Source organism: Streptomyces europaeiscabiei, assembly GCF_001550375.1.
Classification (GTDB): Bacteria; Actinomycetota; Actinomycetes; order Streptomycetales; family Streptomycetaceae; genus Streptomyces; species Streptomyces europaeiscabiei.
Genome location: NZ_LRTR01000247.1, coordinates 22,082 through 38,580, shown reverse-complemented (window position 1 = coordinate 38,580; position 16,499 = coordinate 22,082). Strand labels below are relative to the sequence as shown.

General features: G+C 71.6%; 11 protein-coding genes and 1 tRNA gene. 5 read left to right on the top strand and 7 right to left on the bottom strand.

Annotated features, from left to right (window positions below):
* Window positions 1-73 precede the first annotated feature (73 nt).
* Window positions 74-2,029, top strand: coding sequence for an NAD-binding protein (locus AWZ10_RS11990; protein WP_060891048.1), 1,956 nt, complete (start codon window positions 74-76; stop codon window positions 2,027-2,029).
* 145 nt (window positions 2,030-2,174) lie between these two features.
* Here the strand turns inward: AWZ10_RS11990 and AWZ10_RS11985 are convergent, their stop codons facing one another.
* Both AWZ10_RS11985 and rpmF read right to left on the bottom strand, forming a co-directional pair.
* A complete protein-coding gene (locus AWZ10_RS11985; protein WP_046708853.1) occupies window positions 2,175-3,320 on the bottom strand; it encodes a GTP-binding protein in 1,146 nt (381 codons plus the stop codon).
* Window positions 3,321-3,330: 10 nt separating this feature from the next.
* On the bottom strand, window positions 3,331-3,501 hold the full coding sequence (gene rpmF / locus AWZ10_RS11980) for a 50S ribosomal protein L32 (protein WP_046708854.1): 171 nt from the start codon (window positions 3,499-3,501) through the stop codon (window positions 3,331-3,333).
* 169 nt (window positions 3,502-3,670) lie between these two features.
* On the opposite strand from rpmF, the gene AWZ10_RS11975 reads away from it, so the two are divergent.
* Window positions 3,671-4,654, top strand: a complete 984-nt coding sequence (locus AWZ10_RS11975) for a permease (RefSeq protein WP_046708855.1) — start codon at window positions 3,671-3,673, stop codon at window positions 4,652-4,654.
* Window positions 4,651-5,367 (top strand): TIGR03943 family putative permease subunit, encoded by a 717-nt coding sequence (locus tag AWZ10_RS11970; RefSeq protein ID WP_046708856.1) that lies wholly within the window; start codon window positions 4,651-4,653, stop codon window positions 5,365-5,367. The genes AWZ10_RS11975 and AWZ10_RS11970 overlap by 4 nt, the downstream gene beginning before the upstream one ends.
* A gap of 593 nt (window positions 5,368-5,960) precedes the next feature.
* Here AWZ10_RS11970 and AWZ10_RS11965 read toward each other — a convergent pair.
* The gene (locus AWZ10_RS11965) at window positions 5,961-10,208 is read right to left on the bottom strand and encodes an nSTAND1 domain-containing NTPase (protein ID WP_060891047.1); all 4,248 of its coding nucleotides are present in this window, start codon (window positions 10,206-10,208) and stop codon (window positions 5,961-5,963) included.
* A 630-nt stretch (window positions 10,209-10,838) separates the two neighbouring features.
* Here AWZ10_RS11965 and AWZ10_RS11960 point away from each other — a divergent pair.
* Entirely contained in the window at window positions 10,839-12,017 is a 1,179-nt protein-coding gene (locus tag AWZ10_RS11960) for a cytochrome P450 family protein (RefSeq protein ID WP_060891046.1), read from the top strand.
* A gap of 21 nt (window positions 12,018-12,038) precedes the next feature.
* Here the strand turns inward: AWZ10_RS11960 and AWZ10_RS11955 are convergent, their stop codons facing one another.
* Window positions 12,039-12,266, bottom strand: a complete 228-nt coding sequence (locus AWZ10_RS11955) for a hypothetical protein (RefSeq protein ID WP_208618485.1) — start codon at window positions 12,264-12,266, stop codon at window positions 12,039-12,041.
* A gap of 1,167 nt (window positions 12,267-13,433) precedes the next feature.
* On the opposite strand from AWZ10_RS11955, the gene AWZ10_RS11950 reads away from it, so the two are divergent.
* A complete protein-coding gene (locus AWZ10_RS11950) occupies window positions 13,434-13,871 on the top strand; it encodes a DUF7144 family membrane protein (protein WP_060891045.1) in 438 nt (145 codons plus the stop codon).
* A gap of 306 nt (window positions 13,872-14,177) precedes the next feature.
* Here AWZ10_RS11950 and AWZ10_RS11945 read toward each other — a convergent pair.
* From AWZ10_RS11945 to AWZ10_RS11935, 3 genes are all read right to left on the bottom strand, one after another.
* Window positions 14,178-14,251, bottom strand: a tRNA-Pro gene (locus AWZ10_RS11945).
* Between the two features lie 29 nt (window positions 14,252-14,280).
* Window positions 14,281-15,114: a Pr6Pr family membrane protein gene (locus tag AWZ10_RS11940; protein ID WP_046704208.1), complete on the bottom strand. Its 834-nt coding sequence runs from the start codon at window positions 15,112-15,114 to the stop codon at window positions 14,281-14,283.
* Window positions 15,115-15,311: 197 nt separating this feature from the next.
* Entirely contained in the window at window positions 15,312-16,241 is a 930-nt protein-coding gene (locus AWZ10_RS11935; protein ID WP_037702597.1) for a metallophosphoesterase, read from the bottom strand.
* Window positions 16,242-16,499: the final 258 nt, after the last annotated feature.

The following is a 16,499-nucleotide window of genomic DNA, read 5'->3' as shown; positions in this document are numbered from 1 at the left end:
CGAGGACGAGGGCGACCGAGGAGGTCAGGATCCCGCCCGGCGTAGCAGGCCGGCCGCCGGCTCCGGCGCGCACATGGTCGTCTGCGGGGACGACGGGTTGGCGCACCGGCTCGCCGCCGAACTGCGGACCGTGTACCGGGAACAGGTGACGCTCGTCGTGCCGCCCACCGCACGGATCGCGCAGCGGCCGGTCGTCGGGCGCGCCCGGACCGCCGCCGCGTTCCTCGACCGGATGACGGCGGCGGTCAACCGGGCCACGGGTGTCGGCGATCCGACGGCCGGCGACCGGACCGGCGACCCGGGCGACCGAGGCGAGCGAATAACGGACAGAACTCCCCGGGACGGCGGTGAGCGGGTTCTGGAGGCCGGGGAGGCCACCGAGGCGGTGCTCGCCGAGGCCGGGGTGGAGCGGGCCGCCGCGCTGGCACTCGTGTACGACGACGACGAGACCAACATTCGCGCGGCCCTCACCGCCCGGCGCCTCAACCCGCGCCTGCGGCTCGTCCTGCGGCTCTACAACCGCCGCTTGGGGCAGTACATCGAGGAACTCCTCGACCAGGCATCGGCGTTGGCGGCGGGCGACGCCGAGGCCGACGGGGTCGACGGCTTCGGCGCCTCGACGACCGTCCTCTCCGACGCCGACACCGCCGCGCCCGCGCTGGCCGCGACAGCAGTCGCCGGGACCAGCAAGGTCGTCCAGACGGACGGACTGATGCTGCGGGCCGTGGAACGCCCACCGGGCCGCAGCGGTCAGAGCCCGGGAGGCCTGTGCACGCTCGCGCTCCTGTCGGCCACCACCAACGACCCCGCCGGGACCGAGGGTTCCGAGGGCAGCGGGGAACGCGGCCCCCAACTCCTCCCCGACGAACGGGCGGTGGCCGAGGCCACCGGGCGCGGCACCGTCGTCCTCGACACCGTGCGCTACGCGGGACCCGCGCTGCCGCCCGGCCGGGCGGGCGGCGGATCGCTCGGGGCCTTCGGAGCGTTCGGTTCGCTGCTCTCGCGCCGGCTGCGATGGTCCCTCGCGGGAATGATCGGGTGCGTGTTCGCCCTCGCCGTCGCCCAGATGGTGATCACCGGGGAGCACCCGCTCCAGGCGACGTACGCGACCCTCCTCGACCTCTTCGGGACCGCGGACCCGGCGACCGACCAGAGCGACTCCCGCCAGATCCTGCAACTCCTGTCGGGCCTGATGGGCTTACTCCTCCTGCCCGTGCTCCTGGCCGCCGTCCTGGAGGCCCTCGGCACCTTCCGCAGCGGCACCGCCCTGCGCAAGCCGCCGCGCGGCCTGTCCGGACACGTCGTCCTCCTAGGCCTCGGCAAGATCGGCACCCGCGTGCTCGCCCGTCTGCGCGAACTCCACATCCCGGTCGTCTGCGTGGAGGAGGATCCGGAGGCGCGCGGCCTCGCCGAGGCCCGACGCCTGCGGGTGCCGGTCATCCTCGGCGACGTGACCCAGGAGGGTGTCCTGGAGGCCGCCAAGATCCACCGCGCCCACGCCCTCCTCGCCGTCACCAGCTCCGACACGACGAACCTCGAAGCCGGCCTGTACGCCCGTTCCGTACGCCCCGACCTGCGCGTGGTCCTCCGCCTCTACGACGACGACTTCGCCACCGCCGTCTACCGCACCCTCCGCGCCGCCCACCCGGGCGCCCTCACCCGCAGCCGCAGCGTCACCCATCTCGCCGCCCCCGCCTTCGCCGGCGCGATGATGGGCCGCCAGATCCTGGGCGCGATCCCCGTCGAACGCCGCGTCCTCCTCTTCGCCGCCGTCGAGGTCCGCGGCCACCCCCGCCTGGAGGGCCGAACCGTGGCGGAGGCCTTCCGCGCGGGCGCCTGGCGGGTCCTGGCCCTGGACACGGCAGCCCCCGGAGAGCCGGACACCGATCGGGCGACGCAGGCGGGGTCGGGTCTGGTCTGGGACCTGCCGCCCACGTACGTACTCCGCGCCGAGGACCGCGTGGTGCTGGCGGCGACGCGACGGGGGTTGGCGGAGCTGTTGGGGAGACGGGCGAGGACGGGGGCGTAGCGCTGGAAAGTGGTTGTCCACGGGTGGATCGTGGCTGGTCGCGCCGTTTCCCGCGCCCCTAAGGCCTACGGCCCGTCCGGGCCGAGAGCACGGGGCGCAGCCCCTGCTTTTCAGGGGCGCGGGGAACTGCGCGACCAACCCCCACTCACCCGCAGACAACCCCGTACGTGTCCCACGCAGGGAACGGATCGCCGAGGTCCGATGCGGAAAGAACCTCCCCGGGGCCCACCAGACACCCGGCCAGGGCCGAACGCAGCGCATCCGCCCGCAACTCCGTCCCGATGAACACCAACTCCTGCGCGTACGGGGCCTCGTCGTCCCGCGCGGCGGACGGTTCGAACCGGGCGACGGCCCCGGCCTGCGACCAGAGCCCGATGACGCGCGGCCGGCTGGCGAGCGTGAAGAACCCCTTGGAGCGCAGGACCTGCCCGAAGGCACCGCTGTCGAGCGCCTCGGTCACGAAGGTCCACAACCGTGCCGGGTGGAAGGGCAGTTCGGACCGGAAGACGGTCGAGGAGATGCCGTACTCCTCGGTCTCCGGCACATGGTCCCCGTTCAGCTCCCGCACCCACCCCGGCGCCTGCTGGGCTCGTTCGAGGTCGAACACCCCCGTGCCGAGCACCTCGGCGACCCGCACCCGGCCATGGCTGACCGGCACGATCCGTGCGGCCGGGTTGAGCCGGGCCAGCGTCGCCGCGAGCCGCTCGGCGGTCGCCGCGTCGACCAGATCGAGCTTGTTCAGGACGATCACATCGGCGAACTCCACCTGGTCCATCAGCAGATCGCTCACGGTGCGCTCGTCGTCCTCGTACTGGTCGAGCCCCCGCTCCACGAGCTCGTCCCCACCCGCCAGCTCCGGCAGGAAGTTCACCGCGTCGACCACCGTGACCATGGTGTCGAGCCGGGCGAGATCCCCGAGCGTGGCCCCGTCGTCGCGTGCGAAGGCGAAGGTCGCGGCGACGGGCATCGGCTCGGAGATCCCCGAACTCTCGATGAGGAGATAGTCGAAACGACCTTCCCGCGCCAGCCGGTCCACCTCCTCCAGCAGATCGTCGCGCAGGGTGCAGCAGATGCACCCGTTGGTCATCTCGACCAGCCGCTCCTCCGTGCGCGACAGCGCGGCCTCGCCGCCGCGCACGAGGGCGGCATCGATGTTGACCTCGCTCATGTCGTTGACGATGACCGCCACGCGGAGTCCCTCGCGGTTGGCGAGAACATGGTTGAGCAGGGTGGTCTTGCCCGCGCCGAGGAACCCGGAGAGGACGGTGACGGGCAGCCGTTCGTACGCCATGGCCGTGCCCTCAGCCCTCGGGGTGGAGCAGCCCGCGCTCGTACGCCTTCAGCAGCCGCTGCGGCACGAGGTGGGTGACGCCGTCGACCGTGAACGGCACCAGCTGCGGTGTGCTCGCCTTCCACTGGGCGCGACGGTGACGGGTGTTGCTGCGGGACATCTTCCGCTTGGGTACGGCCATGGGGTCCTCCTCCACAGGTGATGGACCGGAACGCTACATGAAAATGGATCCCATTACTAAAAGGGCTTCTCGGTGGGCGTGAGCAACCCGGCCTCCAGCGCCGTATGGGAGGAAAGGGTCGAACGGGGCCCGCTCAGCACAGCCGTTCCTTACGGAGGTACCGTCCCCCGTGGCCACAACCAAGGAAGAAGTGCCCCAGCGCGGTCGGCACCTCGACCCACCCCTCCTTCTCACCATGCTGCTGGTCCTGGCGGTCGTGGCGCAGGGCCCCCTGCGCGGTCTGCTTTCCGCCCCCGTGACGCAGAGCTGGATGACGGTGTTCGTGGCCGTGGTCGTGCAGGCCCTGCCGTTCCTGGTCATCGGGGTGCTGCTGTCGGCGGCCATCGCGGTGTTCGTGCCGGCGTCGTTCTTCGTCCGCGCACTGCCGAAGCGGCCCGCGCTGGCGGTACCCGCGGCGGGCATGGCCGGTGTGGTGCTGCCGGGGTGCGAGTGCGCCTCGGTGCCGGTGGCGGGCGCCCTCGTACGCCGGGGCGTGACACCCGCGGCGGCGCTCGCCTTCCTCCTCTCCGCCCCCGCGATCAACCCGATCGTCCTGACGGCGACCGCCGTGGCCTTCCCCGGCAACCCCGAGATGGTGCTGGCCAGGCTCGTGGCGAGCCTGCTGGTGGCCTGTGCGATGGGCTGGCTGTGGCAGTGGCTGGGGCGCGGCGACTGGATGCGCCCGCCGGAGCGGCCGTCCTACGAAGGCCAGACCAAGGGCGCGGCCTTCTGGGGCTCGGTACGGCACGACGTGATGCACGCGGGCGGGTTCCTCGTCGTCGGCGCGATGGCGGCGGCCACGCTCAAGGCGGTCGTCCCGGCGAGCTGGCTGAACGCCGCCGCAGACAACCCCGTCATCGCCGTCCTCGCCCTCGCCGTCCTGGCCGTGCTGCTGTCGATCTGCTCGGAGGCGGACGCGTTCGTGGCGGCCTCCCTGACCCAGTTCTCCCTGACCTCCCGGCTGGCCTTCCTGGTCGTCGGCCCGATGATCGACCTGAAACTCTTCGCCATGCAGACCGCCACCTTCGGCCGCGCCTTCGCGCTCCGCTTCGCCCCCGCCACCTTCGCCCTCGCGATCCTGGTGTCGGCCCTCGTCGGGGCGGTGCTCCTGTGAACCGCCAGGCCCAGACCGTCATCCTCTTCCTGACCGGCGGCGCCCTCCTGCACGCGGGCTTCACCGACCTCTACCTCCGCTACGTCAAGGCAGGCCTCCGCCCCCTCCTCATCGGCGCGGGCATCGTCCTCATAGCCGCCGCCGTCGCCACGGTCCTGTACGAGCGCCGGGCGCGGCGCCAGGGCGACGAGCAGCACACCCATCACGAACCCCGGGTCTCCTGGCTCCTCGTCCTGCCCCTGCTCGCCCTCGTCCTGGTCGCCCCGCCCGCCGCCGGTTCCTACACCGCGATGCGCACCGGCTCGGCACTCCAGCAGCAGCCCTGGGGCTACCCCACGCTCCCCGCCGACGGCACCCTCCGGCTGAGCGTCGCCGACTACGCCGGGCGCGCGGTCTACGACAAGGGTCGCGCCCTCTCCGGCCGCCCGCTCAGGGTCACCGGGTTCCTCGCCCTCGACGGCTCCGGCAACCCGTACCTCGTCCGTATGGCGCTCAACTGCTGCGCCGCCGACGCCCAGCCCGTCAAGATCGCCCTCACCGGCGAACTCCCGGTCGTCCTGCGGCCCGACACCTGGATCGAGGTCACCGGCACCTACACCCCGAAACGGACCAAGGACCCCCTCAACGGCACCGTCGTCCCGTACCTCCACGTCACCGCCACCAAGCCGGTCAAGGCGCCCCAGGACCCGTACGACGAGGCCTGGAACGGCTGAACGAGGCCCGGAACGGCTGAGGGCGGGCGCGCCCCGACGCCGAGCGCCCTCGGGAGGAGACGGGCCGGCCGGACGGCCCCGGGAAGGCGGGCCCGCCGTGAAGGGGGCCTGCCGTGAAGGGGGCTTGCGCGGCTGACGGCACGTCAGTCCTGGTCGCCGTGGGCGCGGAGCCGCCCGTACCGATGGGGGGCCAGGGGCGGGGAGGGAGCGGCACGGCTCGCCGTGTCCGTCGCCGGATCGCGACCCGAGCCCGACGAGACGACCGTCCGCAGGATCGCCCACCGGCTCACCGCGGCGGGTGGCGATCGGGCGGCGGTGTCCCGGGCATGAAAGGGCCCGGTCGCTGGCGACGGGGGATGCACCAGCGACCGGGCTATGGCCAAGGCTAACAAGGCTGCTCGTAGGACGGGAGCCGACTGCTCGACTGCGTTGACAAGTTGTGATCGGTATCACGTGTAGGGCGTCGGTCGGCCGAACGTTTGGTAGGTGGCCGATGCCGCGTCGGCCGCACGTCCGGCGGGTCTGGCCACGTCCCGCCCGGACGCTTGTCAGACCCTGATGTCAGACCCTGATCGCCGCCGCCCAGAGGTCTGTCATGCACTCTCGCACGGCGGCTCGTACGACAGCCGAGGCAGGTACTCGTCCCACTTCTCCCGCGTGAGCACCCCGTGTGTCGTCGAGCAGATGCGCCGTACGGCGTCGTCCACGTCCAGGTTCCACAGCCGCACGGTGTCGGCGCCGCTGGACACCCCGAGCATGTGGCTGTCCGGGCTGAAGGACAGGAAGTGGCCGGTCCTGGCGTTGGGGCTCATGGCCTGGCCGATGGGGGAGGCGTCGGCGGGGCGGGTGACGTCCCAGAGGTGGACGGTGCTGTCGTTGCCGCCGCTGGCCAGGGTCCGGCCGTCCGGGCTGAAGGTCAGTGACACGACCGCCTCGGTGTGCCCGACGAGCGGGGAGCCCAGCCGGGTCGCCGCGCGGGGGTCGGAGACGTCCCAGAGCCTGACCGTGTCGTCGCCGCCACCGCTGGCCAGCGTCCGGCCGTCCGGGCTGTAGACGAGGTCGCTGACTGCGCCCCGGTGCGCGGTGAGGGCTCCGCCGAGCCGGGTGGACCGGGCCGGGTCGGCCACGTTCCACAGGCGGATGGTGCCGTCCGCGCTGCCGCTGGCGAGCGTGCGGCCGTCCGGACCGAAGACGAGGGCGAGGATGTAGCCCTTGTGACCGGTGAGGGGTCTGCCGAGCGGGACGACGTGGGCCGGGTCGCCGACGTTCCACAGCTGGACGTCGTGGTCGCCGTAGGACGTGGCCAGGACGCGCCCGTCCGGGCTGTAGGCCTGCGCGTCGGTGTACCGGATCCGCAGTGCGAGGGGTGACCCCTTGAGGACGGGGTGGGCGGGATCGCTGACGTCCCACAGGTACAGCGCCCGGTTCCCGGCCACGATCGAGAGGGTGCGGCCGTCGGGGGAGAAGGTCAGGGAGCGATTGCCGCTGTCCTTGAGCGTGAACGGTTCGCCCAGTAGTACGGGCCGGCCGGGCTCCGTCACGTTCCACAGCCGGATCCGGCCGTCGCGCCCGGCCGTGGCCAGCACCCGCCCGTCCGGCCGGAACACTCCGTTCCGGCCGACCATGTCCGAGGTCGGTACCGACCACAGCCGGACCTTGCTGTCACCGCTCCCGGTGGCGAGGGTCCGGCCGTCCGGACTGAACCCGAGGGCGAACATCTCGCCGCTCGCCCCGGCGAGGGGCTCGCCGACCTGCGACGGGTACGCCGGGTCGTCGACGGTCCACAGGCTCGCCGTACTGTCCGCGCTGGCGGCGGCGAGCAGTCTCCCGTCGGGGCTGAAGGCCACGGACCACACGGGGCCGGTGTGCCCGGTGAGCGGCGCCCCGAGCGCGCTCGCGCGCCGGGGATCGGCCACGTCCCAGAGCCGGACGGTGTTGTCCGAGCTGCCGCTGGCCAGCGTCCGCCCGTCGGGGCTGAAGGCCACCGAGTGCACCAGGCTCGTATGCCCTTCGAGCGCCGTGCCGAGGGGCGCGGGATCACGCGGATCGGCCACGTCCCACAGCCTGATCGTGTTGTCGTCACCCCCGCTGGCCAGCGTCCTCCCGTCCGGGCTGAACGCCACGGCGCGCACCGGAGCGCTGTGCCCGGTGAGCGGCGAGCCGAGCGCCGTCGCACGCGCCGGATCACTCACGTCCCACAGCCGTACGGTGTGGTCCTCGCCCACGGACGCCAGTGTCTTCCCGTCCGGACTGAAGGCGATCAGGAAGATCGTGCCGTCGTGCCCGGTCAGTGGCGCGCCCAGTTTCCGCGGGGCACGCGGGTCCCGTACGTCCCACAAGCGGATCGTGCCGTCGTCGCCGGCGTCGGCGAGCGTACGGCCGTCCGGCGCGAACACCGCGCTGCTCACCCAGCTGGTGTGCCCGGTGAGGGGACTGCCCCGGGCCTTGGCCCGGGACGGGTCCGCCACGTCCCACAGCCGTACGGTCCGGTCGTAGCTGGCGGTGGCCAGGTACTTCCCGTCGGGGCTGAAGGAGGTGAGGTAGACGGCACCGCCGTGGCCGAGGAGTGGGGTGGCCAGGGGCGCGTTGACGATCGACACGAGCCGGTTGCCGGTGCCCTCGTCGTCGGGGCGCAGTTTGTGCGCCACCAGGTCGAGCTGGGCGGACAGCGACGGGTCCGAGTACTGGACGCGATCGGCTTGGGCGAGCACCTGCTCGAACACCGCGTCGTTGCGCTGCTGCCACGCGACCACCGCCGAGCCGACGGCCACCAGGGCGAATGCCACCAGCGCCGCCACGGCACTCCGCCTGATCCGGACCGTGCGGCGACGCAGCCGGACCGAGGCGGCCAGGAACTCCACCGCGCTGCGGGGCAGGAAGGTGTCTCCGGCGTCCCTGGTGTCCATGCCGTCCCCGGCATCCCCGCCGTCCCTGGTGTCTCTGGTGTCCCCGCCGTCCCTGGTGGACTTCGCCCAGGTGTGCGCCTGTTCCAGCCGTGAGCCCCGGTAGAGCAGAGAGGGGTCCCGCCCGGAGTCCTCCCAGGCCCGGCCGTCCTCCTCCAGCCGCTGCCGCAGCAGGTGGTCGTTGCGCCCCTCGTCGATCCACGTCCGCAACCGGGGCCAGGCGTGCAGCAGCGCCTCGTGGGTGATCTCCACGGTCTCCGCGTCGAGCGTCAGCAGGCGGGCCCGGGCCATCGCCTCCAGCGACTCCTCCGTCTTCACCGGGTCCGCCGAGCCGTCCGCGAGCTGCCGCCGCGTGCCCCGACGCCGCGTGGCCTGCGTGTCCTCGTTCAGCCGGACCAGCCGCAGCAACAGCAGCCGCGCGGCCGTACGGCCCGCCGGGTCCAGTCCCGACCAGGCACGCTCGGCGGTCGCCGCCACCGCGCCCTGGATACCGCCCGCGGCCCGGTACCCGGCCAGCGTGAGCCGCCCCGCCTTCCGGCGCTGCCAGGTCACGAGCAGGGCGTGCGACAGCAGCGGCAGCACGCCCGCGTCGTGCGCCCCGCGTGGCCCGTCCGCGCTCACCTCACGCACGATCAGCTCCGCGAGTCCCGGTTCCAGCTCCAGCCCCACGGCCCTGGCCGGCCCGGTCACCGCCTCCCGCAGCTCCGCCGTCGTCAACGGCCCCAGCACCATGTGCCGGTGCTGCAACGCGTCCGCCAGCTCCGGATACCCGAGGCACTGCTCGTAGAAGTCCGCACGAACACCGAGCACCACGACCACCGGCGCCGCTCCGCCCACCTCCCCGGGCGTGCACGCCGCACTGAGCAACTGGACGAACGTCCGCCGGTCCGCGTCGTCGGAAGAGAGGGTGAAGGTTTCTTCGAACTGGTCGACGATCAGGACGGGGCGGGTGGGGGAGCCGCTGGAGCCGTTGGGGGCGGTGGTCGCGGTGCTGGTGCCGATGGTGCCCGTGCCGATGGTGCCCGTGTCGGTGGTGCCCGTGCCGGTGGGTGCGGCGGTGGTGGCGGTGCCGGTGGCGCGTCGCCGCGCCCACGCCGCGACGGCCTCCCGCACCGCGCCGGCGAACATCGGCGTACCGGGCTCGTACGCGGCGGACACCACCTGCCCCAGCTCCGGTATCCGACGGATCAGCTCCCCGACCGGATCGGCACCCGGCACGAGCTGGATCACCTCACCGGTCCGCCGCCCGTCCGCCGACCCCTCACCCGCCCGGCCGTCGTCACCGTCCAGGGCGCCGCCGCGCACCGCGGGCACGAGTCCGGCGCTCAGCAGGGAGGACTTCCCGGCGCCCGAGGCACCCACGAGCATCACCAGGCCACCCGTGCGGTCCGCCGCGCGCAACTGCTCGACAAGCGTGTCGGTGCTCCGCTCCCGCCCGAAGAACCAACGGGCGTCCTGCTGCCGGTACGAGGCCAGACCGCGGTAGGGGCAGACGCCGCCGGGAAGGGACGAGCCCTCGCCGGAAGGGTGCTCCTCCAGGGCCGCGGCGGCCGTGGCGGCGGCAGCGCCCGACCCGGATCCCGCCGGGCGCTCGCCGACAGGATCGGCCAGGGCCCGCTCCCACAGCCGCTGCCACTGAGCCATGTCGTACAGCCCCTTGGACACCGGACCGGGCCGGGCGCGCCGGGCCTCGGGGATCAGGACATGCAGGACGGCGGCGAGGGCGGCGAACTGCGCGGGCACGTTCCTGGCCCGTCGCCAGTCGCTGATCCGCTGGGCGGACACGCGCACCGGCCGCCCGCGTTCATCAACCCGCTGCAGCCGGACGACCGACTCGGAAACACTCTTGAGGGGAGGGTTGCCCGCCTCCTTGTACAGCAGCGCGAGACGTTCCGCGAAGGCCGTGCGTGCCCCTGAGCCGTGACTCAAGGCATCCACCCCTTAACCTCCCCCGCCATCCGAACATCCGGACCGGAAAACTCACCTTATGCGTATGACCTGCGAAAATGGCGTCACCGGATTCCCGGACCCTCCTCCCCGCCAGCCTCGACTGGCAGGATCAGGCCCGTGCCGCCCACACCGGTGCACCACACCCGCAGGCCACCGGCGTAGCGCCCGCAAATACGCCTCATCATGCCGCACGCTTCCGGCCGGCCTCAGCGACGCCCCTGCTCCGCACGCCTTCACCACCGACCTCGATCCACGTCCCCGGACACGGATCGACACCCCCGCGCCGTCCGGCACCGGTCCCCACGTGGGGAGGGACCGGTGCCGGACGAAGCGATCCCACGGCGGCGAACAGGCCGCCGCCCGCACCGCTCACCGAGCGGAGATGGAGCAGGGCGAGATCACGCGCACCGTCACGGTGAGCAGGCGCTCCATGCATCGGCGCTCCATGCATCGGCACCCTCAGAACCGGCCACCCTCAGAACCGGCCACCCTCAGAACGGGGGATTCACAGCACCGGGCACCTTCAGAACCGGGCATTCACAGATCTTGCCTTCGCGGATCTAGCCTTCACAGAACTAGCTTTCGCAGAACTCACCCCTCGGGAACGGACCCGCAAGCGTGACCGACCCCCTGAAGGACCCCCGTTTCTTCGCCGACCCCTACCCGACCTACGCTCGGCTGCGAGACGCGGCGCCGGTGCAGAAGGTGCCCACCGGCTCGGGAGGGCGCCACAGCTACCTGGTCACGGGTTATGCGGAGGCGCGGGAGGCGTTCACCGACCCCCGGCTCTCGAAGAACACCACTCGGTTCTTCGCCGACCGCCCGTCGCAGCGTGACCTCCATCCGGCCGTCTCCCGGAACATGCTCGCCACCGACCCCCCGGAGCACGCCCGGTTACGGGCTCTGGTGGCGAAGGCGTTCACCACGGGCGCCGTCGCGCGGTTGCGCCCCTACATCGCCGCCCTGGTCGACGACCTGCTCGACACCTGGCCCGACCGCGGAGCCGTGGACCTGGTCGAGCGCCTCGCGGTACCGCTCCCGGTCACCGTCATCTGCGAGATGCTGGGCGTCCCCGAGTCCGACCGCCCACTCGTGCGCACGTGGTCGAGCGATCTGTTCGCCGCCGGAGACCCGGGCCGGACGGACGCCGCCTCGCACGCCGTCGCCGACTACATGACCGACCTCGTCGCAGCCAGGCGCAGCTCACCCGGCGAGAGCCTGCTCGACGCCCTCATCGCCGCACGCGACGGCCAGGACCGGCTGACCGAGGACGAACTCGTCTCACTGGCAGTCCTCCTCCTCGTGGCCGGCCACGAGACCACCACCAACTTCATCGGCAACGCGGCCCTTGCCCTGCTCCAACACCCGGAGTCGCTAGCCCGCTTGAGGGCCGAGCCACACCTCTTCGCAACCGCGCTGGACGAACTGCTGCGCTTCGACCCGCCCGTCGGAATCGCCACGTTCCGCTACAGCACCGAGGAGCTCACCCTCGGCGGCACCCCGATCCCCAAAGGCGTCCCGGTCCTCATCGCCCCCGGTGCCGCCAACCGCGACCCCGACCACTTCCCCGCCCCGGACCACCTCGACCTCACCCGCGGCACCACCGGCCACCTGGCCTTCGGCCATGGCATCCACCGATGCCTGGGAGCCCCACTGGCCCGAGCCGAAGCCGAACTCGCCCTCCGTGCGGTCATCTCCCGCTACCCCGAGATCCAGCTGGCAGCCCCCACCGAGACCCTGAACTGGCGCCACACCCGCCTGATGCGCGGCCTCGCATCCCTGCCGGTCACCGTGTGACGCCCGGCTCACTGGGCGGGATCACCAACTGGCTTGCAACGCCGCGTAAGCACGCTCGATCTCGCCCAGGTACTGCTCCAACCCGAAGCGAACCTCCTCGACGGGCCTGCCGTCGAAGCCCGGGTAGGCCAGGTCGGACCAGATGACGGTCTCGCCCCGGAGCCGGACCCGGATGGTCAGCCTGTCCGGCTCCGGCTCCGGCTCTGCTTCTGGTCCTGCCTCAGGCTGCTTCAGGGTTGCCACATCCACCGTGCACGGCATATCCGTCGGATAGAGCGGTCCGCCTGGGCGGAGCAGTCGCCTCGGACCGAGCCCCACCATTCTGCTGTCGCTGCGCGTGATCACGTCGAGGCCATCGACGAAGAGGTACGTATGAACGGCAGTACACGTCGGCGACCCAGGACACGCGCTGACGAGCAGCGAACTCACCGCACCATCGCACTGCCCATCGGGAACGGCGGCCCTCACCTCGCGCGGCGACCTACGCGGCATCCGCCTGCTGTGACGTCATGGGCCGATGCTAGCGGCTGCGCCGCGGTGCGGAAGATCGCGTAATCGCATCGGTGTGAAGCCGCGATCATTCGGACCGGTGCCACATGCTGACCTGCGCGAATGACTAGGGGTACGGCCTGGCCATGTCCGCCTGCCTTCCCCGCCGTTCCCCGCTGCTCTGAGCGGGCCACCTCGGCCTAGAGCCGGGCTAGAGCTGGTCTCGCCACCAAGGCTCGTCGACGCTACCGACCTGGATGGTCTTGGCCCTCGCCAAGATCTTGTCATCGAGAGCCCGTACGAGGGCGCGCAGCTCCCGAGCGCTCTTCCTGGGCAGGGCGTGCAGCACGGCTTCGAGATGATCGCGGAAGTAGCCCGGGTCGCAACAGCCGGGGATGCCGCAGCGCTGCGCTGTCGCCGGGGCCGCGATACGTCTGAGCGGGCCGTGGGCCAGCGCCTTCCAGTGCCAGAACGCTTCTGCCGTGTCCTCGGGCCAGCAGCGGGCCCGTTCGAGTCGACGGAGATCGGCAGTGCAGGATCCTGACAGGCGATCGATGGACGGGTGCCGTCGCCGCCCCGAACCGCGAACAGGTGACTCGCCCCGCAGGACTGATGGGCGCCTACGCGGCATTGCCCCTTCGGTAGTCGGTCATTGGGGCAACGTACAGAACCCGTTGTCAGGTGGCCACTGTGTATCTGTGTGCGGCAGTTGGTGATGGTGCTGATTCGGGGTCCTCGTGGCCGGTCGACGAACCTGCCGACCGCCCCCTTCAGTCTCTACGGACAGCTCACCCACCGGGCGTCGGACGAGCCGCCGCCACGGCTCCGGAATGCCGACGGAGTGCCGCCGTGCCACGCTGAGATCAGGGAACGAGCCAGTCCGGAATGCCTGGCTGACCGGACGGCTCTGCGATCCAAGGAGCCGACATGGCCAGTGACGCCACCCGACGGAATTCGACCCACGTCAACCCACGTCGCTGGCATGGGCCCACATCCGGAACCACCGTCCTCGCAGCAGCGCTGATGATCTTCGGCGGAGCGATGGCGATCTTCGAGGGAATCGCGGCGATCGCCGAGGACGACTTGTTCATCGCGACACGTCACTACGTGTTCGAGTTCAGCCTGGCGGGCTGGGGCTGGGTCCACCTCATTCTGGGAATCGTGCTCGTCCTCGCCGGGTGCGCCGTGCTCAGCGGCGCGCTGTGGGCGCGCTTCTTCGGTGTGGCCGTGGCCGGGCTCGGCGCGCTCGCCAACTTCCTCTGGGTTCCGTACTACCCCCTATGGGCCCTGGCGCTGGTCGCCGTCAACATCTTCATCGTCTGGGCACTGTGCACGGGTATGCACAAAGAGGCCCATATGGCGTGACACAAACCTGCCGTGGCCTCCGGACGGGTCCAGAGCCCGAAGCGGGGCGGTTGACCTGCTCGGTCACGGTGGTCCCGGGGTGCCTCGTCAGGTGGTGATCCCGTGGACGTCCCCTACCGGAAGCAGATCCGACCCGCGATCCGAGTCGGCACCGTGGCCATGGACGGCATCCCCTCGGACCCGCCAGACAGCGGCCGCAATCACGCAGCACACACTCAGGAATCGACAGCCACGCAGACAGACCCGCAGCAACGCCAGAGGGCCCTTACCAGATTGGTAAGGGCCCTCTGAACTGCTATCCAGCTGTCGGGGTGGCGGGATTTGAACCCACGACCTCTTCGTCCCGAACGAAGCGCGCTGCCAAGCTGCGCTACACCCCGATTGTCACTGCTTGTCGCGGCGACGTCGTTTACTTTAGCCCACTGGTGGCTTGAGACGAAATCCGGTTTTCGGGGCGTCGGTCGTGGCGGTTGGGGCGCCCCCGGCGAGGGTGTACGGGGTCGGGGCGAAGGTGGTCGACGGCGATGAGGAGGAGGGCGAGGGCGTAGAAGGCGAGGCCCAGGAGGAGGGCGTTGCCGAGGACGCTCTTGTAGCCGTGGCGGTCGACGTCCAGGAATGGGTAGAGGTACGGGGCCGGCCAGTCGGGCGTCACCAGGGCGGCTCGGCCGAGCGTGAACGCCAGGTATACCAGCGGGTAGAGCAACCAGGCCGCCGCATGGCTCAGGCGGGGCGGCGCCGGCCGGGTCAGGAACAGCCAGTCCGCCACCACCGCGAGGGGGATCGCGGTGTGGAAGGCGACGTTCGTCAGGGCGAGCCAGCCGGTGGGGGCGGTCGCGGCGCCCGTCGGCGTCATCGACATGGAGAAGGCCGTCGCGTCCCTCGTCAGGATCAGGTGGTACACCAAGGCCGTGATCATGGCGTAGAGCACCGTGCCGCCCGTCGCCCAGGAGGGCAGGGGGCGCCGGGCCGCCCACGCGCTGCGCGCCGAGGCGGCGAAGACCAGTGCCACCAGGGCCGTGCTCTGGACCGAGAAATGGCTGAACGCCCGGAGAGGGCTGCCCAGCACCATCTCGGTCACCACGGCCCCTGCCGCCGCCAGTGCGACCAAGGCGCGGTACGCCGACGCCAGTGGGCGTCGTGTCGGTGTCACCACCGCCGTCGCGGGCACGACGGATGTCACCGGCGCGGGAATGCCCGAGATCGCGGGCAGATCGGGGATGTCCCTGGGTATCGGTGCGGTCATGCGCTCACGCTAGGACCACCCGACGAAACGGGCTATTCGGGGTGATCCGTATGGGTCAGCGTCCCATCCGGGCGACAGCCTTCACCGCCCGCCTGATCGCCAGGTCTCACCGGCAGACCCCCGTGCTCGACGCGTCGGCCCACACACGCCCGACCGATCCAGCTCGCCTGCACCACCCTCATGGGCCTCCCCAGCTCCTACCCCTCCCGCCCCACCAACGTCAGCAGTGAAGCCTCCGGCGGGCAGGCGAACCTCACCGGGGTGTAGCGGCTCGTGCCGCAGCCGGCCGACACGTGCATGTACGCGGTGCGGCCCTCGGCCGTGTGCGTGGAGAGGCCCTTCACACGGTCCGTGTCGAGGTCGCAGTTGGTGACGAGGGCGCCGTAGAAGGGGATGCAGAGCTGGCCGCCGTGGGTGTGGCCGGCGAGGACGAGGGGGTAGCCGTCGGCGGTGAAGGCGTCGAGGGCGCGGAGGTAGGGGGCGTGGACGACGCCCAGGGAGAGGTCGGCGGAGTCGGACGGGCCGCCGGCCACGCGGGCGTAACGGTCCCGCTTGATGTGCGGGTCGTCGAGGCCGGTCAGCTCGACCGACATGCCCTCGATCTTCAGTGTGCCGCGGGTGTTGGTGAGGTTGAGCCAGCCCGCCCCGTCGAAGCCGTCCCGCAGGTCCTCCCACGGGTTGTGGATGGCGCCGACCACCGGCTTGTTGCCGTTCAGACCGTGGCGGCCCTGGACCTTCTCCAGGAGATAGCGGGCGGGGTTGCGCAGCGTCGGACCGTAGTAGTCGTTCGAGCCGAAGACGTACGCGCCCGGGAACTCCATCAGCGGGCCCAGCGAGTCCAGCACCTCGGGGACGCCCTCGGGGTCGGAGAGGTTGTCCCCGGTGTTGATCACGAAGTCGGGGCGCAGCCCGGCCAGGGAACGCAGCCATCGCTGCTTCTTGCGCTGTCCGCTCACCATGTGGATGTCGGAGACCTGGAGTATGCGCAGCGGCCGCATGCCCGGTGGCAGCACCGGCACCGTCACCCGCCGCAGCCGGAAGGAGCGGGCCTCGAAACCCGCCGCGTACACCACACCGGCGGCACCGACCGCCGCGATCCCCAGAGGTACTCCGTATCGCGCTTGCATGTGTCCATCGTGTCAGACCACGCCGAGCCCGAGCGCCCGCCTGTGGACAACCGCCGACGGCCACCGCCGAGCGTCAACTTCCCCTGTGGACAACTCACTCCGGTCCGCACGTCCGACCGGCACCCGACCACTTCCCGAGCCGCCACCGGTCCGTACTCGAGCCGCCACCCATGCGCACCCGAGCCGCCACCGGTCCGTACTCGAGCCGCCACCGGTCCGCACCCGACCCGCCCCGGACACGTCACCGATCCGCACACA

Coding starts and splice junctions, on each gene's coding strand:
- AWZ10_RS11990 (WP_060891048.1), top strand. CDS start 74: ATGGTCGTCTGCGGGGACGACGGGTTGGCGCACCGGCTCGCCGCCGAA.
- AWZ10_RS11940 (WP_046704208.1), bottom strand. CDS start 15,114: ATGACCGCACCGATACCCAGGGACATCCCCGATCTGCCCGCGATCTCG.
- AWZ10_RS11950 (WP_060891045.1), top strand. CDS start 13,434: ATGGCCAGTGACGCCACCCGACGGAATTCGACCCACGTCAACCCACGT.
- AWZ10_RS11985 (WP_046708853.1), bottom strand. CDS start 3,320: ATGGCGTACGAACGGCTGCCCGTCACCGTCCTCTCCGGGTTCCTCGGC.
- AWZ10_RS11935 (WP_037702597.1), bottom strand. CDS start 16,241: ATGCAAGCGCGATACGGAGTACCTCTGGGGATCGCGGCGGTCGGTGCC.
- rpmF (WP_046708854.1), bottom strand. CDS start 3,501: ATGGCCGTACCCAAGCGGAAGATGTCCCGCAGCAACACCCGTCACCGT.